Raw genomic sequence first — 24,431 nt, 5'->3', positions numbered from 1 at the left:
ATGGCCCATTCCATCGCCATCGAGCATGCCCCGGTCGAAAAGCGCGTGCGTTCGGTCATGCCGAGCGCCTGCGAGAGCGGCGGCTGCGGCGGGGCGCCGAGCCCGCGACGGCCGGCGCCGCCTGTCTTCTCCGACGTCTTCGTCAACGGGGCGGAGATCGCGCCGGAGGCGATCGCTCGTGAAATGCAGCATCACCCGGCCGAGAATGCCGACGCCGCGTGGACGGCGGCGGCCAGCGCCCTGGTGATCCGCCACCTGCTTCTGGAAGAGGCGCGCCGCCTCGACCCGACCCGCGCGCTCCCAGGCGAGGGGGCCGACGACGAAGCGCTGATCGCGACGCTCCTCGACCGGGAGGTGGAACCGGCCCTGCCGACCGACACGGAGTGCCGCCGGGTGTACGAGGCCGAGCGCCAACGCTTCCGCACGGCCGATCTGCTGGAGGCCTCCCATGTCCTGATCGAGCCCGAGAGCGACGATGACGAAGCCTGGACTGCCGCGCGCGAGCACGCCGCAGCCATTATCGGGCAGGTGCGCGACGATGACGCGGCCTTTGCCGAGGCGGCGCGGGCTTTCTCCCGTTGTCCTTCTGCCCGGCAGAACGGATCGCTGGGTCAGATTCGACGCGGCGAACTGGTGCGGGAGGTCGAGGGCGCGCTGTTTTCGCTATACCCCGGCACGACGGCCCCCCAGCCGGTGCGCTCGCGCTTCGGCTGGCATGTCGTCCGGCTGCATCGGCGTATCGAGGGCGAGACCCTGCCCTTCGAGGTGATGAAGCCGAAGATCGCCGAGATGCTGGCGGCGCGCGCCTGGACGGTCGCGGCCAGCCGTCTCGTCGCCCGACTTGTCGAGGCGGCGGAGATCGAAGGGGTCGTCGTCGAGCCGGAGATCGGGCGATGATGATGCTCGGCGACATCCTGGCCGAGGCGCGCCGCTCGTCGGGTACGGTCGTCCGTTGGATCGCCGACAACGATCCGGACCGTGCGGCCAGCATCGAAACCGCCGCCGCGCGGCTTGGCGAGACGGTGCCGAGCTTCGTGCGCGGTGCGGTCGCCGACTTTTCGCAGTTCGGTTCCGAGGACGACTGGGCGGATCTGACGTCGCGCCTCCGGGCCACAGACGACCCTGGCCGCGTCTGCCTTTTCACCATGCTCGACTGGCGTCTTGTCCGCGAGAGCGACGGCACCGGCGCATTTTGACGAGGAGAGTTCGATGAACGAGAGTCCCAAGGACGCCAAGGGCCTCAATCCGGCCCTCAAATCCGCAATCGACACGAGCGTCGATACCGACCATTCCACGCCGGCACCGGCCGACTCGGCGTCGGTTCAGCGCCAGGAAGGCCGGGCCTGGCCGATGATCTGGCTGATCGCGGCCATCGTTTCGGCGCTGATCGTCGTCTGGCTGATCTTCGCCTGAGCCGGCAGGGCTTCATCGTCGGCAGTGGTCAAGACGCACAGGGTGCAGTCGCCCTGATCGCCGACCGCTCCGTAGCGGAACGTCCGACTGTCCGCGCTTCCTCTGGCTCCGCCTCGACCGTCATGGGCTCTTCGGCGAACGCCCTTTCCGCCTCGGCGAACACTTGGCCGACGCCGATCAAGATGGGGCGGTCGAGGCCGATGCGGCCGACTATGGCGCCGAGATCCGACAGCCGGCCCGCGCAAAGGGTCTCGTCGGGCCGCGACAGGTTGGCGGCGACGGCGACGGGCGTCTCGGTGCCGAGGCCCTCGGCGGTCAGGCGCGCGGCGATCTTTTCGGCCATGCGTCCGCCCATGTAGAAAACGGTGGTTGCGCGCGGCTCGGCGAGTGCCGGCCAGTCGAGATCCTCGGGAAGGCCGCCGTGCTTGGAATGGCCGGTGACGAGGCGAAGCTGGCTTGCCCGATCGCGATGGGTGAGCGACACGCCGAAGGCGGCGGCGAGCGCCGAGGCGGCGGTGATGCCGGGAACGATCGTCGCCGGGATGCCCTCGCGGGCAAGCTCGGCCAATTCCTCGCCGGCGCGTCCGAACACCGAGACGTCGCCCGACTTTAGCCGCACCACATGCTTGCCCGCCTTGGCGAGCTTGATCATCAGCGCGTTGATCTCTTCCTGGCGGCAGCTTTCGCGCGCCGCGCGCTTGCCGACCAGCATGCGCTTGGCCTCGCGCCGGGCGAGCTCCAGCACCTCGCTCGAGACGAGATCGTCGAACAGGATGACGTCGGCCGCCTGGAGTGCGCGTACGGCCTTCAGCGTCAGGAGCTCGGCGGCACCCGGTCCGGCGCCGACCAGCGTCACCCGGCCGCCGGAGGCCGGCGCCTGCGCCAGATCGTCGACGAGGCGCTTCACGTTGGTCACGGCGGCCTTGTCCACCGGTGCGACGAAGGCCCGATCGCTGAAACGCTCCCAGAAGGCGCGTCGGGGCGCGCCCGCGGCAAGGCGCGTCATGACGGTGTCGCGCACGTTGGCGGCGAGGCCCGCCCAGTCGGCGAGAAACGGCGGCAGCAGCGTCTCGATGCGGCGGCGGATCGCCTGGCCGAGGATCGGCGCGGCGCCGTCGGTGGAAATGCCGACGACGACAGGCGAGCGGTTGACGATCGAGCCGAAGCGGAAGTCGCAATAAGCCGGCTTGTCGATGACGTTGACGGGAACGCCGGCTGCATGGGCGGCGGCAGCAAAGCGCGCCGCTTCCTCTTCGCTTTCGCAGTCGCCGATGGCGATCGCCGCTCCCTCAAAACTCGCCGTTGTCCAAGGGCGATCGAGATGGACGATCGAGTGGGCCTCGATCAGTGCGTGCATCTCGTCGCAAACCTCGCGAGCCGGGGCATGGACCTCGACGGCTGCCCCGGTCGCGGCCAGGAGCTCCGCCTTCCAGGCGGAAGCGGCGGTCCCGCCGGCAACGACCGCCCGCTTGCCGGCGAGGTCGTAGAAGACCGGAAGCGATGCCAAGGCGTCCATGCGGGCGCGGCGAGGTTGGCCCGCACGCCCCGCTCCTTGGGAGCCGTCAGGCCGACTGTCGAAGCTTCGTGCCATCGATGATCTCCTTGATCTCGCTGCGGCAGGAGCCGCAATTGGTGCCCGCCTTGAGGGCTTCGCCGACCGCCTCGACGCTGATGCAGCCGCCGTTGTGCACGGCACGGACGATGTCGTTGCTGCCGACGGAAAAGCACGAGCAGACGATAGCGCCGGGATCGGGCCGGTCGCCGCCGCTGCGCCCGGCAAGGATGCGCGAGCGGTCCGCCGACGCATCGTCCGCCGTCAGACGCCGGGCGGCCCAGAGCCGCGAAACGGCGACGGGCTCGCGCGCAAGCCAAAGCGCGCCGAAGAGCTTCCCCTCCTTGAGCGCAGCGAAGCGATGGGCACCGGCCCGGCTGTCGTGATAGGCGAGCCGCTCGGCCTCGTTGCCGGAGCCGAAGAGACTTTCGGCCAGCGCCGTTCCGTCGGTGAGAGGGTCGGTGCCGGCAAGCTCCAGGCGCCAGCCGCCTTCGGTGCGGGCGAGCGCCCAATAGGACGCCTCGATCGCCGCCGGCTTTTCGGTCAGAACCGCAAAGCCGTACCATGCGGCCTTGAAGCGGGCGACGCGCACGGGTGTCGCCTTGGATCCCGGCTGTCCGGACACAGGATCGACCAGGGCCTCGACCAGGGCGTTGACGCGGGCGTTCGCCGCGACTTCACCGGTCCAGTGCATCGGCACGAACACCGTCCCCGTCTGCTGGCGCTCGGTGACCAGCGCACGTACGGTCACCGAGCCGCGCGCCGAGGTGACCTCGACCAGATCGGCGTCCTTGATGCCGCGAGCGGCCGCGTCGTCGGGCGCAATCTCGGCGAAGGGTTCGGCCAGATGGCCGGAGAGGCGCGGCGACAGGCCGGTGCGGGTCATGGTGTGCCAATGGTCGCGCACCCGGCCGGTGTTGAGCAGGAGCGTCTGCGCAGCGAGTGCGCGATCCATCGGGGCGGCCGGCATGAAACGCGCCTTGCCATCGCCATGGTAAAAGCCGCCTTCGCCAAAGAAGCGCGTCCGCGCCGGCCCTGCGGCGGGCTGCGGCCAAAGCGTCGGGATGAGGCGGTCGTACTCCTCCTGTCCGATCACCCCGAACGCGCCGATGTCGAAAGCGCGGGCGCCGTCGTTGTCGGTGCCGGAGAGCCGCGCATGCTCGACAAAAATCTCGGACGGATGGGAGAAGGCGAAGGCCTCGCCAAATCCCATGCGGCGGGCGACGTCGGCGACGATCGCCCAGTCGGGCCGGGCCTCGCCGGGCAGCGGAAGGAAGGCGCGCTGGCGCGAGATCCGACGCTCCGAATTGGTGACCGTGCCGGTCTTCTCGCCCCAGGCGGCAGCCGGTAGCGCCACGTCGGCAAAGTGCAGCGTATCGGTCGAGGCGACGACATCGGAGACGACGACGAAGGGGCAGGCTTTCAGCGCCGCCTTGACGCTATCGGCATCCGGCATCGAAACGACCGGATTGGTGCCCATGATCCACAGAGCCTTGATGCGGCCGTCCGCGACCGCTTCGAACAGGTCGACCGCCTTGAGGCCGGGCTTGTCCGCTATGGTCGGCGCGGCCCAAAAGTCCCGGACCAGCGCACGGTGGTCGGGATTTTCGATCTCCATGTGAGCGGCGAGCATGTTGGCCATGCCGCCGACCTCGCGCCCGCCCATGGCGTTGGGCTGACCGGTGACGGAGAAAGGCCCCATGCCGCGCCGGCCGATCCGTCCCGTCGCCAGATGGCAGTTGACGATGGCGTTCACCTTGTCGGTGCCGCCGACCGACTGGTTGACCCCCTGGCTATAGACGGTAACGACCTTCTCGGTTCTGGCGAAGAGGTCGTAGAAGGCTGCAATCGAGGCGGCCGGCAGGCCGGTCAGGCGGGCGATGTCGGCGCGGCGGAGCGATCGGGCCGCGCTCATGGCGGCCCCGAAGCCTTCGGTGTGACGCGCCACATAGTCGGCGGCGACGGCGCCGACCTCGGCGAGATGGGCGAGGAGGCCGGCAAACAGCGCCGCGTCGCCATTGGCCGCGATCGGCAGATGCAAATCGGCGAGATCGGCGGTCTGGGTCCGCCGCGGATCGACGAGGACGACTTTCATCGCGGGTCGCAGCGCCTTGGCCGCCGCCAGGCGCTGGTAGAGGACCGGATGGCACCAGGCGAGGTTGGAGCCGACGAGGACGACGAGGTCGGCCTCTTCCAGGTCCTCGTAGACGCCAGGAACCGTGTCCGAGCCGAAGGCCCGGCGATGGCCGGCGACGGAAGACGCCATGCACAGGCGCGAATTGGTGTCGATGTTGGCCGAGCCGATGAAACCCTTCATCAGCTTGTTGGCGACGTAATAGTCCTCGGTGAGCAGCTGGCCGGAGACGTAGAAGGCGACCGAATCCGGCCCGTGTTCGGCAATCGCCTGGCTGAAGCGCGAGGCGACGCGGTCGAGCGCCTCGTCCCAGCTTGCCCGCGCGCCGCCGATCGTCGGATGGGTGAGGCGGGTTTCGAGGCCGAGGGTCTCGCCGAGGGCCGAGCCCTTGGAGCAAAGCCGGCCGAAATTGGCCGGATGATCCGGATCGCCGGCAATGCCGACGCTGCCGTCGGCGTGCGGGGTGGCGATGACGCCGCAGCCCACCCCACAATAGGGGCAGGTGGTGCGCACCGCCTTATCGACAATCGACCCGTCCATGGCGTCCGCCGTTCCGATGGATGCGAAAAGGGTTAGAGAAGGCGCGCCGCCTAAGGGCGTGCGCGCCCTAGTTCCGCTCGTTACTCGGCCGGCACCGCCGCCGGCTCGACGATGCGGCGCTCGCGCGCCGCCCCCGTCCTCAGGTGCGTGGCGTAGAGCGTCAGGCCGACGAAGGAGAGGCCGCCGACGAGGTTGCCGAGGACGGTGGGGATCTCGTTCCAGATGAAGTAGTCGCCGATCGAGAAGTTGCCTTCCAGCATCAGGCCCGAAGGGAACAGGAACATGTTCACCACCGAGTGCTCGAAGCCCATGTAGAAGAACAGCATGATCGGCATCCACATGGTGATCACCTTGCCCGACACGGTGCTGGACATCAGCGCCGCGACGACACCGGTCGAGACCATCCAGTTGCACAGGATGCCGCGCACGAAGAGGGTCAGCATGCCGCCGGCGCCGTGCGCGGCGTAACCGATCGTGCGACCCTCGCCGATATGGCCGATCGCCTTGCCGACCGCGTTGGGCTCGGTGGTGAAGGCGAAGGTGAAGATGATCGCCATCATCACCGCGACGGTGAGCGCGCCGGCAAAATTGCCGAGAAACACCAGCCCCCAATTGCGCAGCACGCCGCCGAGCGTCACGCCCGGACGCTTGTCGATCAGGGCGAGCGGCGCCAGCGTGAAGACGCCGGTCAAAAGGTCGAAGCCCATCAGGTAGAGCAGGCAAAAGCCCACGGGAAAGAGGATGGCGCCGGCCAGCGGCTGGCCGGTCTGGACGTTGATCGTCACGGCGAAGGCGGCGGCGAGCGCGAGAATGGCGCCGGCCATATAGGCGCGGATCACCGTGTCCCGCGTCGACATGAAGATCTTCGCTTCACCGGCATCGACCATTTTGGTGACGAATTCGGAGGGTGCGACATAGGCCATGGGGACTCTCCATTGCGTTGAGGTCAGACAAGAGGGGATCGGCGGCGCCGCGTTGCGCCGCCGTCGTCAGAGCTTGGCCTGCCGACACCGGCCGGCTGGCACCTCCCGTTTTCTCGGGTCAGGCGGCCTTGCGCGTGGCGGCCGCCGCAAGGTCGATGAGAATGCGCTCGCCCTCGATCTTCACCGGAATGGTGCGCACGCAGCCGTCTTCGTGATTGGCGGCGATGCCGGTCTTCAGCGAGATCACCACCGAATGCAGCGGGCAGGTGACGGCCTCGTCATGGACGATGCCCTGGCTGAGCGGCCCGCCGCGATGCGGGCACTTGTCCTCGATGGCGTAGATGCTGCCGTCGGCGGTCTTGAAGACGCCGATGTTCATCTCGTGCGTCTTGACGACCCGCGCGCCGAGCGCCGGAATGTCGGAGACGCGGCCGATCTCGATCCAGTTCTCGCTCATCACTCGGCGGCCTCCAGGGTCAAATCGGCAAGCGGCTTGAATTCGTGGGCGTCGAGGCCCTGCGTGCGCGCCTGCCAGGGATCGGATTGGGAAAACTGCTGGGAATAGACGAAGCGCTCGAACAGCGCCTTGCGGTTGGCCGCATCGTCGACCACCTGGCTCTTGATGGTGTCGAGGCCGACCCGGCGCATCCACTTGTAGATGCGCTCCAGATACCAGCCCTGCTCGCGATAGAGCTGCACCGTGGCGACGATCATTTCGAGCGCATCGTCCTCGGTCGAAACCTTGGTCAGAAGCTCGGTGCCCCTTATGTCGAGGCCGGCGGCGCCGCCGACATGGATCTCGTAGCCGGAATCGACACAGACGACGCCGACATCCTTGCAGGTCGCCTCGGCGCAGTTGCGCGGGCACCCGGAGACGGCGAGCTTGACCTTGCCGGGCGTCCAGGAGCCCCACATGAACTTTTCGATGCGAACGCCGAGACCGGTGGAGTCCTGGGTGCCGAAGCGGCACCAGTCGGTGCCGACGCACGTCTTCACCGTTCTGAGCGCCTTGCCGTAGGCATGGCCGGAGACGAGGCCGGCGGCGTTGAGGTCGGACCAGACCGCCGGCAGGTCCTCCTTCTTGACCCCCAGCATGTCGATGCGCTGGCCGCCGGTGCATTTGACCGTCGGGATGTCGAATTTTTCGACCACGTCGGCGATGGCGCGCAGCTCCTTGGCCGAGGTGATGCCGCCCCACATGCGCGGCACGACGGAATAGGTGCCGTCCTTCTGGATATTGGCGTGGACGCGCTCGTTGATGTAGCGCGACTGCTGGTCGTCGACGTATTCGCCCGGCCAGTCGGCGAGGAGATAGTAGTTGAGCGCCGGCCGGCACTTGGAGCAGCCGTTGGCGGTCTTCCACTCCAGCTCCTGCATGACGGCCGGAATGGTCTTCAGCTCCTTCGCCTTGATCAGCCGGCGCACCGCGCCGTGGGAGAGCTCGGTGCAGCCGCAGACCGAGGGCAGCGCCTTGACGATATAGGCGGGCCCCAGGGTCGACAGCAGCAACTGGTCGACGAGGCCGGTGCACGAGCCGCAGGAGGCCGAGGCCTTGGTGGCCGAGCGCACCGCTTCCAGCGAGTTCAGACCGCGCTCGGTGATGGCGTTGACGATGGTGCCCTTGCAGACGCCGTTGCAGCCGCAGATCTCCGCCTCATCCGGCAAGGCTGCAACGGCCGCCGTAGGGTCCAGCGGGGCGCCCCCCTGGTAGGACTGGCCGAAGATCAGGGTGTCACGCATCTCGGAGATGTCGGTGGTCTTCTTCATCAGGTCGAAGAACCAGGCGCCGTCGGCGGTATCGCCGTAGAGCACCGCGCCGATAATGGTGTTGTGCTCGATGACGAGGCGCTTGTAGACGCCGCCGGCGGCATCGCGCAGCACGATCTCGTCGCGGCCCTCGCCCTCGGAAAAGTCGCCGGCCGAGAAGAGGTCGATGCCGGTGACCTTGAGCTTGGTCGAGGTGACCGAGCCGAGATAGACGTTTTCGGAGGGGCCGGCGAGATGGGCGGCGACCACCTTGCCCATCTCGTAGAGTGGCGCGACCAGGCCGTAGCAGACGCCGCGATGTTCGACGCATTCGCCGACCGAGAAGATGTCGGGATCGGACGTGCGCAGGTCGTCGCCGACCTTGACGCCGCGCCCGACTTCGAGCCCGGCGTCCTTGGCGAGCTGGGTCGAGGGGCGGATGCCGACCGCCATGACGACGATGTCGGCAGGAACCACCGTGCCGTCGTCGAGGCGCACGCCGGTCACGTGGGTCTCGCCCTCGATCGCCTGGGTGTTGGCCTTGGTCAGAACGCGGATGCCGCGCGATTCCACCGCCCGTTCGAGCAGATAGGAGGCGGACGGGTCGAGCTGGCGCTCCATCAGGTGGCCGGCGAGATGGACGACCGTCACCTCCATGCCGCGCAGCCGCAGGCCGGCGGCGGCTTCAAGGCCGAGAAGGCCGCCGCCGATGACGACGGCCGACTTGCCCTCAGGCCCGCACGCCTCGACCATGGCGTTGGTGTCGTCGAGATCGCGATAGGTGATGACACCGGGCAGGTCCCGCCCTTCCACCGGAATGATGAAGGGCACCGAGCCCGTCGCGACGATCAGCTTGTCGTAGGGGACCTCGCCCTTCTCGCCGACGACGATCTTGCGGGCCCGATCGATGGCGACGACCTTTTCGCCGAAGCGGCAGGTCACGCCGCGCTCCGCATACCAGGCCTCGTCATGGGTGACGATCTCCTCGTAGCTCTTTTCTCCGGAGAGCACGGAGGTCAGCATGATGCGGTTGTAGTTGCCGCGGGCTTCGGCGTTGAACAGCGTGACCTCGTAAGGCTCGCCGTCCGCCTCGAACAGATGTTCCAGCGCGCGGCCGGACGCCATGCCGGCGCCGATGACGACCAGTTTCTGCATAGGCTTCACCTCAGTAATACCAGGCGACGACGTGGGCGATCGCGCCGTCGCGATAGATCGGGACGGCCACCATCGAGGCGTAGCCGGCGGCCAGACCCGCCTTGTCGACCTTGACGACGGGGATGCCCGATCCGAGCACCTGACCGATCGTGCCCTGCCAGGGCGCGACGCGCGGCTCCTCTTCGTCGGTCCAGAGCGGACCCTCGCGCTGGCAGATGCCGTCGGTCAGAACCGCATCCTTGGAGCTGCCGGTCTTGGCGCCGGGCACGCTCCACAGTTCGAAGCGATGGGCGATCGGCGTGCCGCGCGCCGACAGGAGCGTCAACACGTAGGTCGGATCGCCCGGCACCGGAATCGGCAGGCCGAGGCCGGTGGTGAGGCCCGCCTTGCCGGCGCTGTCGGCGCGAATGAAGCGGTAGCCGGAGCCGAGGTCGCGCATCAGCATCGGCGTATTGGCCGCCCACACCCCGCCGGGCAGGCCCTGGCCGCGCGGAAAATGGGTGTGCTGGGAGACCCACTCGAAATGCTTGGCGGCGCCGTAATAGCCGTCGTCGAGCATCATCAAGCCGTTGTCGGCCCGCCAGATCTCGATGGCGCCGGTGCGGTCCTCGTCGTCGGCGCACAGGACGACGACCACCGCCTTCAGATCGGGCCCGCGAAAGATCGGCACGGCGACGGCGCTGGTCAGGCCGACCGCCTTGGCGGCGTCGGCGCGCAGGAAATAGGAGCCGTCGAAGCCTTTCAGAACGACCGGGCGGGCCTCGGCCCAGGCCTTGCCGGGCAGGCCTTCGCCCTTGGCGAAGCTGTGCTTTTCGGAGGCGGCGGCGAAGGAGGCGAGCGCCCCGTAATTGCCGCTCGACCAGACCAGACGGTCGCCTTCCGGAACCCAGACCTCGGTCACTTCGACGAACGGACGGGGGGTGTCTTGAGGTGCCATGACAGCGCTCATGCTGCCTCTCTCTTCGTCTCGGATTTTGCGGGAGCGGCGCTCGGCTCCGAGCCGTGGGCGCCCTTTTCGTACTCTTCCAGGAAGCTCAGGAGCTGTTCGCGGTAGAGGTAGTAGTCGGGATGTTCGAGCAGCGCCTTGCGGGTGCGCGGGCGCGGCAGGTCGACTTTCATGACCTTGCCGATCTTGGCCATCGGCCCATTGGTCATCATCACCACGCGGTCGGCGAGGAGGATCGCCTCGTCGACGTCGTGGGTGACGCAGACAGCCGTCACCTGGGTGCGCTTCCAGACGTCCATCAGAACGTCCTGCAGCTCCCAGCGGGTCAGCGAATCGAGCATGCCGAACGGCTCGTCGAGAAGCAGAAGCTTCGGCGACAGGGCGAAGGCGCGGGCGATGCCGACGCGCTGCTTCATGCCGTTGGACAGATCGGCCGCCTTGCGGTGCATGGCGTCCGCCAGACCGACGCGATGCAGATAATGCTCGACGATGTCGCGCCGCTCGCCCGACGAGGCGGTGGGATAGACCCGGTCGACGCCCAACGCGACGTTCTCGCGTGCCGTCAGCCAGGGCATCAGCGAGGGCGCCTGGAAGACGACGGCGCGGTCGGGTCCGGCGCCGTGCACTTCCTTGCCGTCGAGGATGATGCCGCCCGACGAGATGTCGTTGAGGCCGGCCGCCATCGACAGCACCGTCGACTTGCCGCAGCCCGAATGGCCGATGAGGGTGATGAACTCGCCCTTTTCCATCTTCAGGTCGAAGCCGTCGACGACGGTGAGCGGGCCTTTCGGCGTCGGATAGGTCTTTCGGACCTCGGAGAATTCCAGATATCCCCGCTCGATCGGCGAATGGGCCGCCTTGCGATAGGCCGCCGGCAGGTCGGGCGCCGGGCCCTTCTGCGGCGCCTGGGTGATCGGCACCACGTTCGGCAGCGCCTTGGCCTCGCCGGCCTCGGTCGCGGCATGGCGACCGCGCTCCATCAGATAGGTGGTGACGTCGCGGCGCAGGCGCTTGAAGGCCTCGTTGGTGTTCATCTCCGAACGCACGCGCGGATGCGGCAGGTCGACGGAGAAGGAGGGCCCCAGCTTGGCGCGCGGGCCGGGATCGAGCGGAATGATGCGGTCAGCGAGAAGGATCGCCTCGTCGACGTCGTTGGTGATCAGGATGATGGTCTTCTTCTCGACCTGGCTGATCGCCGCGAACTCGTCCTGAAGTTTCGCGCGGGTCAGCGCGTCGAGCGCCGACAGCGGCTCGTCGAGAAGCAGGATCTCCGGGCTCATGGCAAGCGCCCGGGCGACGGAGACGCGCTGGCGCATGCCGCCGGACAGCTCGGCCGGCCGTCGGTCGGCGGCGTGCGACAGGCCGACCATCTCGATATACTTCTCGACTCGGGCCTTGCGGCTTGCCTTGGCTTCCTTGGCGAACACGGAATCGACGGCGAGCGCGATGTTGCCGCGCACCGTGAGCCAGGGCATCAGCGAATAGGACTGGAAGACGAGGCCGCGCTCGGGTCCGGGGCCGGTGATCGGCTGGCCGCGCATCAGAACCTCGCCCTGGTCGGCCTGAACGAGGCCGGCGATCAGCGAGATCAGCGTCGTCTTGCCGGAGCCGGAGAAGCCGACGATCGCGACGAACTCGCCTTCGGCGACATTAAGGTCGACGCCTTCGAGGATCTGGGCGCGGTTCTCGCTCTCGCCATAACCCTTGGCGACCGATTTCAATTCGATGATGGGCGTGCTCACGATCGGCCCTCCTATCGCGTCGAAGAGTAGGTGAAGGCGGCCTGCAGGGCGGCCATGAGGCGGTCGAGGACGAAACCGACGATGCCGATGGTGATCACCGCAACGATGATGCGGGCGAGCGAGGCAGAGGAACCGTTCTGGAACTCGTCCCAGACGAACTTGCCGAGGCCGGGGTTCTGGGCGAGCATTTCGGCGGCGATCAGCACCATCCAGCCGACACCCAGCGACAGGCGCAGGCCGGTGAAGATCAGCGGCATCGCCGAGGGCAGCACCAGTTTGGTGATCGTCTTGGCGGTGGACAGCTGCAGCACCTTGCCGACATTGACGAGGTCCTTGTCGATCGAGGCGACGCCCAGCGCCGTGTTGATCAGCGTCGGCCACAGCGAGCACAACGTCACGGTGATCGCCGAGACCACCATCGACTTCGGCACGGCGTCCGAGGCGTTCACATAGAGCGCCGAGACGATCATCGTGACGATCGGCAGCCAGGCGAGCGGCGAGACCGGCTTGAAGATCTGGATCAGCGGATTGAGCGCGCCGTTGACCGTGGCCGAGAGGCCGCAGGCGATACCGAGCGGCACCGCGATGATCGTCGCGAGCAGGAAGCCGAGGAAGACGGTTTTCAGGCTGGTGACAATCTGCTCGGGATAGGTGGGCGCGCCGGTGTAGTCGCGCACCTTCACCCGGTCGGCATGGCCGGCGGCGGCGAGCTTCTGGTTGCGCGCCTCCTGGCGCGCATAGAAGTCGGCGCGGTCCTCGCGGCCGTGCTGATAGTCGGCGTAGAGGCTCTCAACCTGGCCCCAGACCTCGACTGGGCCCGGCACCGTGCCGAGCGAGGTCTGAACCTGCGGGGCAAGGGCGGCCCACACCGCAAGGAAGGCAAGGATGCCGATCAGCGGCACCGCCAGGCCCTGCCAGAGCGCCTTCATGTTGGAGCGCCGGTCGTCGCCGGCGGCGATCTTCATGATCGGCACGAACCAGCCGAGACCAATCGCGGTCAAAGGGCCGGTGGCGCGCGTGATCCGCATCATGCGCTTTTCACGCTTCAGGGTGCGGCGTTCTTCGGCGGACAGCTCGTGTCCCATGAAATCGGATGCCGTGCTCATGGCGCGAAGGCTCTCCTGGGGCTTGGGGCTGGGAGACGGAGAAGGGCAGGGCGTGACCCGCTCGAGGGCGGCGGCACGCGCGGAGTTGCGTCAGTTGGAGAGGCTGGCGACGTCTTCGCTGCCCTTGAGGCCGATCTTGAACTGTTCGAGATAGGCGTTGGGCTTGCGGCCGTCATATTCGACGCCGTCGATGAAGGCAGCGGTTGCCGGCTTGTAGCCGTCGGTCTCCGGCACCTCGGACGCCTCGATCTCGCCGTCGTCGATCAGCGACTCGGCGGCCTTCTTGTAGATGTCCGGGCGATAGACCGAAGCGGCGGTCTCGGCATACCAGCTGTCGGGCTTTTCCTCGGCGATCTGGCCCCAGCGGCGCATCTGGGTGAGGTACCAGATGGCGTCGGAATAATAGGGGTAGGTCGCGAACTTCTTGAAAAAGACGTTGAAGTCCGGCGCCTCGCGCTTATCGCCCTTTTCGTATTCGAAGGTGCCGGTCATCGAATTGGCGATGACCTCGGCGTCGGCGCCGACATATTCGGGTCGCGACAGGATCTCGACCGCTTCCTTGCGGTTTTCAGGACTGGCGTCCAGCCACTTGCCGGCGCGGATCAGCGCCTTGGTGACGGCGACCGCGGTGTTCGGGTTCTCCTCGACGAAGGTCGCCGTCATGCCGAAGACCTTTTCGGGATTGTCCTTCCAGATCTCGTAATCGGTGATGACCGGCACGCCGATCCCCTTGAACACGGCCTGCTGGTTCCAGGGTTCGCCGACGCAATAGCCCTGGATCGTGCCGGCTTCGAGAGTGGCCGGCATCTGCGGCGGCGGCGTCACCGAAAGGAGGACGTCGGCCTTGATCTGGCCGGAGGTGTCGGAGGGCGAATAGTAGCCGGGATTGAGGCCGCCGGCGGCAAGCCAGTAGCGCAGCTCGTAATTGTGGGTCGAGACCGGGAACACCATGCCCATGTTGAAGGGCTTTCCTTCAGCCTTGTAGGCGTCGACCACCGGCTTTAAGGCGGCCGCCGAAATCGGATGCTCGATCTTGCCGTCGGCGTCCGTCTTCAGGCTCTTCTTCATCTCGGCCCAGACCGTGTTCGACACGGTGATGCCGTTGCCGTTGAGGTCCATGGAAAAGGGCGTGACGATATGGGCCTTGGTGCCGTAGCCGATGGTTGCGGCCAGCGGCTGGCCGGCCAGCATGTGGGCGCCGTCGAGTTCGCCGGTGATGACCCGGTCGAGCAGCACCTTCCAGTTGGCCTGCGGCTCCAGCGTCACGTAGAGGCCTTCGTCCTCGAAGAAGTGCTTCTCCTTGGCGATGGCGAGCGGCGCCATGTCGGTCAGCTTGATGAAGCCGAATTTCAGCTCGTCCTTTTCGGGAAACACCATGTCGGCCGAGGCCGGCGCGGCGGCGAAAAGGGCGAGCGCGGCCGAAGCGAATTTGAGCATGGAGCGCCGCGACAGGGCATGGATGGTCCGGTGGTGCATAGCCGTTCCCCTGGCAGGCGCCAGGCGCCCGCGTGCCGATGGTTTGAAAATGAAAAAGGCTGCCCGACCTCGCGCACGCGCTGAAACGCTGCATGCTCGCTCAAGGTCGGCAGCCTTGCCGAAGCGCCCGCCGTTGGACGCCGAAATCTCTAGCCGTCTTGGCTATGCGACGAGTTTTTCAACCCGCCGGTAGGTTTTCATAACCGTTCCAAAACCGTCTCGCAAGCGCGAAATGAAGCGATTTTGCACATGTCCGATATCTGTTTATTTTGTGTGCAGCCGCTTGTTCGGTGAACTGCGAAGAGTGCCCTCAAAGGCAGCAAATTGACCATCTATCGATCAAACAGGTCGTCGGGTTCGCCTGGGTCTTGCGCCGGCGCGATCGGCGCCGCCAAGAGCGAGGCGATCGGACTTTTCTGGAGGGCGGACTCGAAGATGTCGGGCCGAAAGACGGCAATGGCACGCCGTCGGCTGTCGTCCGACATCGTCGCGTCGCCCCACCGCGCCATCTGAGAAAACAGCCAGCCGGCGTGTCGCGGCTCCGGCCGGTTGGCTCCGTGGCGCCCGAACACCACGAACTCCTCCACATGCCGCACCCGATCGGGCTCGATCATCAGATCGCCGGTCAGAGCCGGCCGCAGCAGGCTCGCATCGACGTCGAGACGGCTCGCCGCGCCCAGCAGGTCGATCAGCACAGGATGGTTGGCCGGCTCATCGCACCAGCTTGCCGCATGGGCGAGAGCCCGCACCAGACCTGCAACGGCATCGGGGTGTTCTGCGGCGAACCGCTCGGAAACGCCCAGCACCTTCTCGGGACTGCGGGGCCAGATTTCGGCCTTCGTGGTGACGATGCGCCCGGCGCCGGCCGCCACCGCCACCGTACCCCAAGGCTCGCCGGCGCAGAATCCGTCGATATGACCGGCAGCCAGAGCATCGGCCATGAACGGCGGCGGGATCACGGTGATTTCGATTTCGGTGGCGGGATCGATTCCCGAGGCTGCCAGCCAATAGCGCAGGTCGTAGTTGTGGCTCGAATGGGGATGGACCACGCCGAACCGCAGGAGATCTCCACCGCCGGCCCGACGCGCCGCGATCACGTGTCTGAGGGATGCGCCGGCCTCCCGCGGACCTTCGCGGTCGAAGCCTTGCTCCCTCATCTCGCGAAACAGGCCGGTGCTGACCGTCACCGTGTTGCCGCCGCGACCAAGCGCGATGGGTGCCAGCATCGGCGTAGGCAGGGGAGCCAACCCAAGGGTCGCGGCAATCGGCATCGGCGCCAGCATATGCGCCACGTCGAAATGACCGACGCCCATGCGGTCTCGGATATTCGCCCACGAGGTTTCGCGGACCAGTCGAAGCTCCAATCCCTCCTCGGCGGCGAACCCCTGTTCCGCCGCCACGACGAGCAGGGCGCAGTCGAGCAGCGGAATGTAGCCGGCGCGAATCTCGATCGGTTTCATCCGTCCTCTCCCAGCAGCGACTGCGCCGTGATCAGACTGCGCGCGATATCGACGATGCGGCGGTTTTCGTTCATCGCGGTCTTGCGCAAGAGCTTGTAGGCACTGGGCTCGTCGAGCCCCTTCAGCTTCATCAGGATTCCCTTGGCGCGGTCGATGACCTTGCGCGCCTCCAGTTCATTGCGGGCCTCTTCCAGCTCCTGCGTCAGGCTGCGATAGGCGTTGAAACGGGAGATCGCCATGTCGAGGATCGGCTTGATGCGTTCCTTCTTCATGCCGTCTACCACATAGGCCGAGACGCCGGCGGCGATGGCCGCCTCGATCGAGGCCGCGTCGGATCGGTCGACGAACATGGCCACGGGCCGCTGCACCGACCGCGAGACCTGAAAGAAGTGTTCGAGGCGATCCCGGTTGGGGTTTTCCAGATTGACGACGATGACGTCGGGATTGATGCGTTCGATTTCCCGCACGAGTCCCTTCATCTCGGTGATGAGATCGACCTGCTGATGCCCCGCCTCGCGCAGGCCCTCCTCGATGATGGCCGCACGCGCCCGGTTTTCATCGACGACCAGAATCGACAGCGTTGTTGGGCTCATGGCATCATACTGCACAGGTCAGGCGCGATGCTGCAATGCATTATTCTTTGGCCGACCTCCGCGGGCCGGACGTCACGCGCACAAGCGGCCTCTGCCGAATTTCCGCCTACCGGTCGCCGCATTCCACCGCTCAGTGGTAGCGTTCCAGGGTCAGCGCCTGCATCGTCCTAGAGATAGCGTGTCTCGTCGGGCGGATTCTGCCAGTTGTCGTGCAGGCCGTCGGCATATCGCAGCGGTGCGGCGAGAAGCACTTCCACCGCAAGATCGTCGAGCGCCGCGACCTGGACGACCACGAATTCGCCGCCGACGTGATCCAAGCGGCCGTGGCTGTGGGTGGCGATCCCGCAGCGGGTGCAGAAGCGGTGATGACTCTCGCCCCACGCGCCGGACTTTCCGTAGTCGCCCAGCGCCTCCTCGCCGGACAGCAGGCGAAACTCGCCGGGCTCGATCCTGTCGGCCTTCCACATCCGCTGCTTGCGGCAGAAGGTGCAGTTGCACTTGCCGGTGCCGGCGTCGAGATCGATGTCGGCCTCGAACGTCACCGCCTTGCAGTGGCAGCTCCCGTGATAGGTCTTCTTCATCATGGCTCCCCAGCGAATCCCGGCCGGACCATCGCCCGTCGTGGGACGTAAGAAGCAGCCCGAAGCAGGCATATCAAGCCTGAAACAAGCTCGTCGACCGGCCCTGGAAGATCATTGCCATCGGCATGCGCGAGTGTCGAGCGGCGCACTCGGTGCCGAGGCCGCCACCTCCCTCCGTCCCGGTTGCGCGGGGTTCTGCCGGGTCGCGCTACCTGCCGCCCGGTATGGTCTTTACGAGGCGCTTTATTTCGACGCATTCGCTGATGTGCTTGCCTTGGTCGACGACGATCACATCAAAACGCTCGGCTTTGGAGATCTCCGCTTCCAGTGCCTTGGCGAGGGTGATCGTGGGCTCGAACCAGGTACACGCGACTTTTCGCGCTTCCAGCCCTTTGCTCACGATCCGCTTCAATGTCGGGGATGCAGTGATGACCACCGCCTTGAGTGGACTGCCATCCCCGGAGCGGGCGGGCCTCAGAACGGGCATCGGAAGCGAGAAGGTGAACGTCGAGCCATGGCCTTCTTCGCTGACCACGCCGATCGTGCCTCCCATCAACTCGCAGAGTTCCTTACAGATGGAGAGACCCAGTCCGGTTCCACCGTAAAATCGCGTCGTGCTGCCTTTCGCGTGGATGAAACGCGAAAACAGCTTGCCGATCGCCTGATCGGAAATGCTGATGCCACTGTCCTTGACTGAGAATTCGACGATGCCGCGCTGCTCGGCGTCGTCATACTGGCGGACAGAGGCGGTAGCCACTACCTCGCCATCCTTCGTGAACTTCAGCGCATTGGAGACAAGATTGCCGACGATCTGACGCAGGCGCGTCGGATCGATCTCCACGAATTCCGGCAGGTCGGGATCGAGGTCCAGAAGCAGTTGCAATCCCTTGTGCTGAGCCGTCCCCGCGTAGAACGATACGATGTCAGCTCATCAACTCGGGCAGATTGGTGCGGATCGGATCGATCGAAAGTTGGCCGCTCTCGAGCTTGGAAATGTCGAGAATGTCGTTGAGAATGGCCAGGAGAGTCGTTCCCGACGACTTGATCTGTTCGGCGAAGCGCCTCTGTGTCTCGTCGAGTTGTGTGCGCGTCAGAAGGAGCTCGGCCATGCCCAGCACGCCGTTCAACGGCGTGCGCACTTCGTGGCTCATGTTGGCCAGGAAGATCGATTTTGCTTCGTTTGCCTGCTGGGCCTGATCCAGCGCGGTGCGTAGACGTTTGCCGGAAGCACGCTGTTTGGTCATGTAGACGACGATCAGGCCGCCTGAGATCAATCCGATCGTCAGGATTCCGCCCACCATGGAAAGCAGCGTCGTCAGCCTGCTCAAATGTTCCCGCAAGACGATGTTCACCGAGTTGTTCGCCGTCAGCTTGACCGTCGTCGTTGCCGTCGAGCGTCCGAACAACTCGCCAAACATCTCGGTGGAATCGGGAAAGTCGTAACTGGCCACCTCGAAGAACCGGCGTTTTGGGCGTCGAAGGCAATGGCATCGGTGATGGCGGGCGGATCTGTGCCTGATCGATGTCTGCGTTCTGCTTTTGGTCCGGACCAGAGCTACAGCAGGGTATCGGTAGCCATTGTGCCGGCCATGCGGGCGCACCTCGCCCTGATGCCAGACGAAGCGGGTGAGATTGTGGACGAGGTTCGCCATGCCGATACTCGGGTCAAGCCCGAGCACAAGCCTTCGCCTCGGCGCGCACGATGCCGATGGTGCGCACGAACAGGCCCATCGGCCCTTTCTGCCGGGCGAAGACATGCTCGACCGCCGAGCGCACCTTCGATCGCCGGCCATTGGCGCGAGCCGTTCGCTCGCTCATCGGCCGCCCCGCCGGCTTCTTGCGGTGGATGTTGGAGACGTAGCCGTTCCTGACCAGCCACGCCTCGTTCTTGGCGGATCGGTAGGCCGTGTCAGCCCACACCGTCGAGCCGGTGTTCGAGCGATCGAGAACTTCGCAGAGCTGCGCACCGTCGTAGGCCGCCGCGCTGGTGACCGTAAAGCCGCGGATGAAGCCATGCCGCCGGTCGATCGAGGCGTGGCTCTTGTAGCCGAAGGTCGGAACCGCGATGTCGACCTTCTTCTTGCCGTCCTCCGCTGGCTTGGCCTTGGAGAACTTCACCGTCCAGCGGGCATCCCGGTCTTTCTGGCGCAGCTTGGCGGGCTTGTCCTTCCAGCCTTCCGGCACCTCGCCGGCCTTGATCGCCGCCTTCTCCTCCTCGGTATTGCGCTGCTTGGGCGCCGCGACGATCGTCGCGGAGGTCCTCGGGCTTGACCCGGAGATCTGACCGCCCATCGCCAGATAGCCGGCCTTGGCCAGATGCTTGTCGAAGTGGGTAAACAGGTTCCGGATCGCGCCGGCCTGCGCCAGGTGCTCGCGGAACAGCCAGATCGTCTTGGCGTCCGGCACCGTGTCGGCGAGCCCAAGGCCGAGAAACCGCATGAACGACAGCCGGTCCTGGATCATGAACTCCGCCTGCGACCCAATCTACGCCAAATGTTCTGACGATGGACACGCCTCTCGCCGGGTATCGACGGCCGTGGTTCTCTGAAGCCGGTGCGAACAAATCCGGAGAGCGCACGCCGTTCATCGGCCAGCCAACCGGATAGCCAAACGTCCGTTACCCCCATTCGGTGGCAGACCCCGGCCGATGTGGATCGCCAAGAAGCCCGCCTACACCCATCGATTGAATCTCTGTAGCGCCGACCGGCAACCCGGCGAACAGTCGCCGCAGCACCAAGTCGATGCCATTCAGCCTGGGCGAGCGAGCGCAGCCCGGCAATCCGACGATCTTGATTGCGCCGATATGGCCGAGCAGAAGCAGATTGCCTGGAAAAACCGGCATCCCGAACCAGTCGATATCGCCGCCCGCCGCGACAAGGGCGGCCGGAATGACATCGTTGCGATCGATGATCGAAGAGGCACCGCACAGGAGAATGACGTCATCTTTCGCTTCCGCGCGCCTGGCGAGGATCTGCAGCACGGCAAGCGTCCGATGTTCGGTTCTGACCTCATCCACGAGCGTGCTTCCCAAGGCGTCGAGCCGCCGGGCCGTCACGTCGCGGGTCTTGGAAAGAAGCGCTTCGTTCGCGCCGGCCAGAATCGTCTGGACAAGGGACACTCGATGACGTGTGAACGGCCTCACTTCCAATGGGATAGCCGCTGCTTCCCAGGCCGCGATGGCCGGCTCGCCGACGGCCAGGGGGATCACCTTGATCGTCGCGACGATCTGGTTTTCGGTGACCGTTTCATAGGCCGGCAGCGTCGCGACGGTGAGGCTCTCATCGATCGCGTTGAGCCTGTCCACGGCCGTTCGGTCGATCACCAGAACTCCGTGTGTCCGGGCGCGCAGATCGACCCGGCCGCCGCGCGCCGGACCGGCGACGACACCGGGGCCGGCAAGGCGCCGGGCCGCGCGTACGGCCGCCTCGTCTTCACCGACGTCGCTGGCTTCGAGACGCGCAACGACGACTTCGTCAAGACCGGCCCGCGCGAGGGCGGCCACGTCCGACGAACGCAACTGCCGACCTTTGGTCAATTTCATATCCGGAAGACAGACGGCATGGGCGAGGATCGTACCTTCCGCCTGTAACGTCGGGACAGGACCGAACTTCATGGCTATTTGTCCCAAGCTTGCCTCAGCCGTTCAGGCGATGCTGTCGATCACGGCCTGTATCTCGCCTTCGGAAATGTTTTTCTTGAAGAAATAATTAATCGTCGTGTAGATGCCGAAAAACGATGTCGATGTGTATTCGAGCATCTTTTCGGCGTCGGTTGCCGAGACATCGAATTTCTTTTCGAAGTAGCGGCAGAACGCTGCCTTTGCGTCGGGATTTTCGAGGATGAAGCGCGGCTGTGTTTCGAGCGTCAGCTTGCGGCGGCGCACCATCGAAGCCTCGACCTCGATTTCAGCGGACAGGCGAATATCGCGCGAGGAGGCACCGATCTCCACAGCGATCCAGCTGTCATCCAGCACCCAGTCGCAATGGGCTGGATCGTAGTAGCGGAAGTCGCGGGGGGCGACCGTGATTCTGACAGTTTTCGTTTCGCCGGGCTCGAGAGCGACTTTGGCAAAGCCCTTCAGTTCGCGTGGCGGACGCGCTAGCCGCGGATTGATGGGACGCAGATAGAGCTGGCAGATCTCCTTGCCGGCGACGGAGCCGGCATTCGTCACCTGAAACGAGACCGTGACAGCTTCCGAGCCCCTGACGGCACTGCGGTCCAGCCTCAATCCGCTATAGGTAAACGTCGTGTAGCTGAGCCCGAAGCCGAAGGGGAACAGCGGCTCGATATCTCGCTTGTCGTAGCCGCGATAGCCGACATAGATGCCTTCGGCATAAAGATGCCGGCCGTTCTCTCCCGGATAGGTCAGATAACCCGGCACGTCCTCGAGCCGTTTGGGAAAGGTCGCCGACAGCTTGCCGCAAGGGTTGGCCTTTCCGAACAGAATCCGCGCCACGGCCCAACCGACGCCCTGGCCGCCGAAGAACGTCTGAACGACGGCTGCGACATCCCCGAGCCACGGCATGAGAACCGCATCGGGGGTGGCGAGCACGACGACGATGCGCCGGCAGACTTTGCTCAGCGCCGCGATGAGCTCGTCCTGGCCGGCAGCCAGATTCAAGTCCTTTCGATCGGCGCCCTCGCCGTCCTCGCCGACCACGCTGTTGGCGAAGACGACGACCGCGTCCGCATCGCAGGCTCGGGAAAGGGCCTCGTCCTTCAAGGCCCCGCCATCTCCTTCAAACGCGGGCCAGCCGGCGCAGAAGTCGACGCGGCCGTCGTCTCCGGCACAGCGGACGATTTCCTCGAAAGGATTGTCGATCAGGTGCGGATTTGTGGTTGCGCTGCCTGAGCCCTGGACGATCGGCGACTTCGCACCTTCGCCGACGACAAGAAGCCGCCCCTTGCCGAGCGGCAACGCCTGCTCGTTCTTCAAGAGGACGATCGATTCCAACGCGGCGCGGCGCGCCAATTCGTGGTGGGCGTCGAGATCGGTCTTGCCGCCGCGTTCCCCGGCCTTGGCCCTTGCGACGAGGTCCAGGACCCGGCGGCAGGCGGCGTCGACCGTCCCGGACGAGAGCGATGACGACTCCATCGCCGCACGCAGAACCGCCTTACGGGCGCCGCTTTCGGGCATGTCAAGGTCGTTGCCGGCGCGAAGTGAGGCGGGCCGGTCCTTGATGCCGTGCCAGTCTGAGACGACGAGGCCGCCATAGCCCCATTCCCGGCGCAGGACGTCGGTCAGCAGCCATTCGTTATGCGACGCCTGGACACCGTTCAGGACGTTATAGGAGCTCATCACCGCCCACGGGTCTGACCGTTCGATCGCCCGCTCGAAGCCGAGGAGATAGATCTCGCGCAGCGCCCGCTCCTCCACCACGCTGTCCATCGTGGTCCGCTCGATCTCGGAATTGTTGCAGGCGAAATGCTTGAGACTGGCCCCGACGCCGTTGTCCTGCAAGCCGCGGATAAGTCCGGCAGCGAAGTCACCGCTCACCACCGGATCTTCGGAATAATATTCGTAAGAGCGTCCGGCGAGCGGCGTCCGGCGAATGTTGATGCCGGGGCCCAAGAGCAGGTTGACGCCGTATTCCTGGCATTCGGCGGCGAGCGCGGCGCCGATCTCGTAGGCTAGGTCGACGTCGAACGAGCAGCCCAGGGTCGAGCCGTTGGGAAAGCAGGTGGCGGGCTTCGTCCGACCGAAGGCCTCCTCCATGCCGCGCGCCGTCCGGTTGACGATGTCGAGAAAGGCAGCCATGTCCAGCTCGCCGTTGTCCTCGTCGATCTGGTCGATCGAATAGCGCACGCCATAGGTGCCGTCGGTCATGACGATCGAGGGAACCCCCAGGCGGGCGATCTCCTGGGAGCGCCACATGCCGCGTCCGGACAGCAGCTCCGCCTTCTCGTCCAGGGTCATCGCATCGACCGTCTCTACGATCGAACGCCCGTTGAACAGTTCTGTCATGGTGGTCCTTCGGCTAGAGCCGCATCGAAGTCCGTTTGGAAAACAAGGAAAGCTTGTCCAGGTCGAAAACCAGGGAGCAGCGCCCGGACAGCGTTCGGGCGGCGGCGGGCGGCATGCGCATGGACACGCGCGTGTTCGCCAGATCGAACCAGGCAAGCGTATCCGCTCCCATCGGCTCGGCGAACAGGAAGTCGGCGGAGACGGCGTTCGGTGCCTGCGGATCGCCCAGGACGACATCCTCCGGGCGGATACCCAGAATGACGTTCGTCTCGGACGTCGGCCGCTTGAAACGGTAGGCATCGAGAGGAAGATTGACGCCGCCGACCTCCGCGGCCCAGCAATCGCTGCGCCGCGTCAGGGTGGCCGGAAGAAAGTTCATGGCGGGCGAGCCGACGAAGCCAGCGATGAACAACGTCTGGGGGTATTCGTAGAGGGTTTCCGGCTCGGCGTATTGTTCGATCCGGCCGCCGTTCATCACCGCGATTTTGGAGGCCAAGGTCATCGCCTCGACCTGATCATGGGTGACGTAGACGATGGTGGAGCCCAGCCGCTTGTGCAGTTCCTTGATCTCGACGCGCATCTCGGCGCGCAGCTTGGCGTCGAGATTCGACAACGGCTCGTCAAACAGAAAGACCTGCGACTGGCGCACCAGGGCGCGTCCGATGGCGACCCGCTGGCGCTGACCGCCGGACAGCTGGCTCGGCTTACGGTCCATCAAAGCGGTCAGCTGCAGCATGTCGGAGGCCCATTGTAGGCGCGTTTCCACCTCCGGCTTCGGCACGCTGGCGATCTTGAGGCCGAACGACAGATTCTTGCGCACCGTCATCGTCGGATAGAGGGCGTAGGACTGGAACACCATCGCGATCCCGCGCTGGTCGGGCTGCAGCATAGTGACGTCGTGTCCGCCGATCCGGATCGTGCCGCTATCGATCTCCTCCAGGCCGGCGATCGCCGCGAGCAGCGTCGACTTCCCGCATCCGGACGGCCCCAGCAGAACCGTGAAGCCGCCAGGAGCGACATCGAGATCGATGTCCTGCAGAACGTGCGACGGCCCGAAGGACTTGTTCAACTGGGAGATGGAGATATCCAGAGACAAGGA

20 protein-coding genes and 1 pseudogene are annotated in these 24,431 nt (G+C 65.8%); 3 read left to right on the top strand and 18 right to left on the bottom strand.

Annotated elements, in window-relative coordinates; all coding sequences use genetic code 11:
• From SMD10_RS02980 to SMD10_RS02970, 3 genes are read left to right on the top strand one after another with little or no spacing between them, the layout of a single operon-like run.
• Nucleotides 1-897 (top strand): peptidylprolyl isomerase, encoded by an 897-nt coding sequence (locus tag SMD10_RS02980; protein ID WP_331684147.1) that lies wholly within the window; start codon nucleotides 1-3, stop codon nucleotides 895-897.
• Nucleotides 894-1,196, top strand: coding sequence for a hypothetical protein (locus tag SMD10_RS02975; protein WP_331684146.1), 303 nt, complete (start codon nucleotides 894-896; stop codon nucleotides 1,194-1,196). The genes SMD10_RS02980 and SMD10_RS02975 overlap by 4 nt, the downstream gene beginning before the upstream one ends.
• Nucleotides 1,197-1,209: 13 nt before the next feature.
• Nucleotides 1,210-1,413 carry a hypothetical protein gene (locus tag SMD10_RS02970; protein ID WP_331684145.1) on the top strand — a complete coding sequence of 68 codons (204 nt, stop codon included), beginning with the start codon at nucleotides 1,210-1,212 and terminating at the stop codon, nucleotides 1,411-1,413.
• Nucleotides 1,414-1,441: 28 nt separating this feature from the next.
• Here the strand turns inward: SMD10_RS02970 and cysG are convergent, their stop codons facing one another.
• The 18 genes and pseudogenes from cysG to SMD10_RS02880 all read right to left on the bottom strand — a co-directional run bounded on the left by cysG (nucleotide 1,442) and on the right by SMD10_RS02880 (nucleotide 24,428).
• Nucleotides 1,442-2,929: a siroheme synthase CysG gene (gene cysG / locus SMD10_RS02965; protein WP_331684194.1), complete on the bottom strand. Its 1,488-nt coding sequence runs from the start codon at nucleotides 2,927-2,929 to the stop codon at nucleotides 1,442-1,444.
• A 46-nt stretch (nucleotides 2,930-2,975) separates the two neighbouring features.
• Nucleotides 2,976-5,639 carry a nitrate reductase gene (locus SMD10_RS02960; RefSeq protein ID WP_331684144.1) on the bottom strand — a complete coding sequence of 888 codons (2,664 nt, stop codon included), beginning with the start codon at nucleotides 5,637-5,639 and terminating at the stop codon, nucleotides 2,976-2,978.
• Between the two features lie 80 nt (nucleotides 5,640-5,719).
• Nucleotides 5,720-6,562, bottom strand: a complete 843-nt coding sequence (locus SMD10_RS02955) for a formate/nitrite transporter family protein (protein WP_331684143.1) — start codon at nucleotides 6,560-6,562, stop codon at nucleotides 5,720-5,722.
• 118 nt (nucleotides 6,563-6,680) lie between these two features.
• On the bottom strand, nucleotides 6,681-7,019 hold the full coding sequence (gene nirD / locus SMD10_RS02950) for a nitrite reductase small subunit NirD (RefSeq protein ID WP_331684142.1): 339 nt from the start codon (nucleotides 7,017-7,019) through the stop codon (nucleotides 6,681-6,683).
• The gene (nirB, locus tag SMD10_RS02945) at nucleotides 7,019-9,463 is read right to left on the bottom strand and encodes a nitrite reductase large subunit NirB (RefSeq protein ID WP_331684141.1); all 2,445 of its coding nucleotides are present in this window, start codon (nucleotides 9,461-9,463) and stop codon (nucleotides 7,019-7,021) included. Before nirB ends, nirD begins: the two co-directional genes overlap by 1 nt.
• Nucleotides 9,464-9,473: 10 nt before the next feature.
• A complete protein-coding gene (locus SMD10_RS02940) occupies nucleotides 9,474-10,400 on the bottom strand; it encodes a GAF domain-containing protein (protein ID WP_331684140.1) in 927 nt (308 codons plus the stop codon).
• Between the two features lie 8 nt (nucleotides 10,401-10,408).
• Nucleotides 10,409-12,154 (bottom strand): ABC transporter ATP-binding protein, encoded by a 1,746-nt coding sequence (locus tag SMD10_RS02935; RefSeq protein ID WP_331684193.1) that lies wholly within the window; start codon nucleotides 12,152-12,154, stop codon nucleotides 10,409-10,411.
• An 8-nt stretch (nucleotides 12,155-12,162) separates the two neighbouring features.
• Nucleotides 12,163-13,257 carry an ABC transporter permease gene (locus tag SMD10_RS02930; RefSeq protein WP_331684139.1) on the bottom strand — a complete coding sequence of 365 codons (1,095 nt, stop codon included), beginning with the start codon at nucleotides 13,255-13,257 and terminating at the stop codon, nucleotides 12,163-12,165.
• A gap of 90 nt (nucleotides 13,258-13,347) precedes the next feature.
• Complete coding sequence (locus tag SMD10_RS02925; protein WP_432757161.1) at nucleotides 13,348-14,733, bottom strand: CmpA/NrtA family ABC transporter substrate-binding protein; 1,386 nt, start codon at nucleotides 14,731-14,733, stop codon at nucleotides 13,348-13,350.
• Between the two features lie 332 nt (nucleotides 14,734-15,065).
• A complete protein-coding gene (locus SMD10_RS02920; protein ID WP_331684138.1) occupies nucleotides 15,066-16,193 on the bottom strand; it encodes a CmpA/NrtA family ABC transporter substrate-binding protein in 1,128 nt (375 codons plus the stop codon).
• The gene (locus SMD10_RS02915) at nucleotides 16,190-16,786 is read right to left on the bottom strand and encodes an ANTAR domain-containing response regulator (protein ID WP_331684137.1); all 597 of its coding nucleotides are present in this window, start codon (nucleotides 16,784-16,786) and stop codon (nucleotides 16,190-16,192) included. The genes SMD10_RS02920 and SMD10_RS02915 overlap by 4 nt, the downstream gene beginning before the upstream one ends.
• A 167-nt stretch (nucleotides 16,787-16,953) precedes the next feature.
• A complete protein-coding gene (locus SMD10_RS02910; protein WP_331684136.1) occupies nucleotides 16,954-17,367 on the bottom strand; it encodes a GFA family protein in 414 nt (137 codons plus the stop codon).
• Nucleotides 17,368-17,575: 208 nt separating this feature from the next.
• A complete protein-coding gene (locus tag SMD10_RS02905) occupies nucleotides 17,576-18,250 on the bottom strand; it encodes an ATP-binding protein (RefSeq protein ID WP_331684135.1) in 675 nt (224 codons plus the stop codon).
• Nucleotides 18,251-18,290: 40 nt separating this feature from the next.
• On the bottom strand, nucleotides 18,291-18,818 hold the full coding sequence (locus SMD10_RS02900; protein ID WP_331684134.1) for a histidine kinase dimerization/phospho-acceptor domain-containing protein: 528 nt from the start codon (nucleotides 18,816-18,818) through the stop codon (nucleotides 18,291-18,293).
• Between the two features lie 232 nt (nucleotides 18,819-19,050).
• A pseudogene (locus SMD10_RS02895) lies at nucleotides 19,051-19,842 on the bottom strand (IS5 family transposase); the annotation flags it as partial.
• Between the two features lie 142 nt (nucleotides 19,843-19,984).
• On the bottom strand, nucleotides 19,985-20,980 hold the full coding sequence (locus tag SMD10_RS02890) for a molybdopterin-binding protein (RefSeq protein ID WP_331684133.1): 996 nt from the start codon (nucleotides 20,978-20,980) through the stop codon (nucleotides 19,985-19,987).
• A 30-nt stretch (nucleotides 20,981-21,010) separates the two neighbouring features.
• Nucleotides 21,011-23,332, bottom strand: a complete 2,322-nt coding sequence (locus SMD10_RS02885; RefSeq protein ID WP_331684132.1) for a beta-glucosidase — start codon at nucleotides 23,330-23,332, stop codon at nucleotides 21,011-21,013.
• A 13-nt stretch (nucleotides 23,333-23,345) separates the two neighbouring features.
• Nucleotides 23,346-24,428: an ABC transporter ATP-binding protein gene (locus SMD10_RS02880; protein WP_331684131.1), complete on the bottom strand. Its 1,083-nt coding sequence runs from the start codon at nucleotides 24,426-24,428 to the stop codon at nucleotides 23,346-23,348.
• Nucleotides 24,429-24,431 lie beyond the last annotated feature (3 nt).

The organism is Consotaella aegiceratis (assembly GCF_036541425.1).
Lineage (GTDB): Bacteria > Pseudomonadota > Alphaproteobacteria > Rhizobiales > Rhizobiaceae > Consotaella > Consotaella aegiceratis.
Note: the sequence above shows the minus strand (reverse complement) of the source record. Positions and strands in the feature narration are given on the sequence as shown.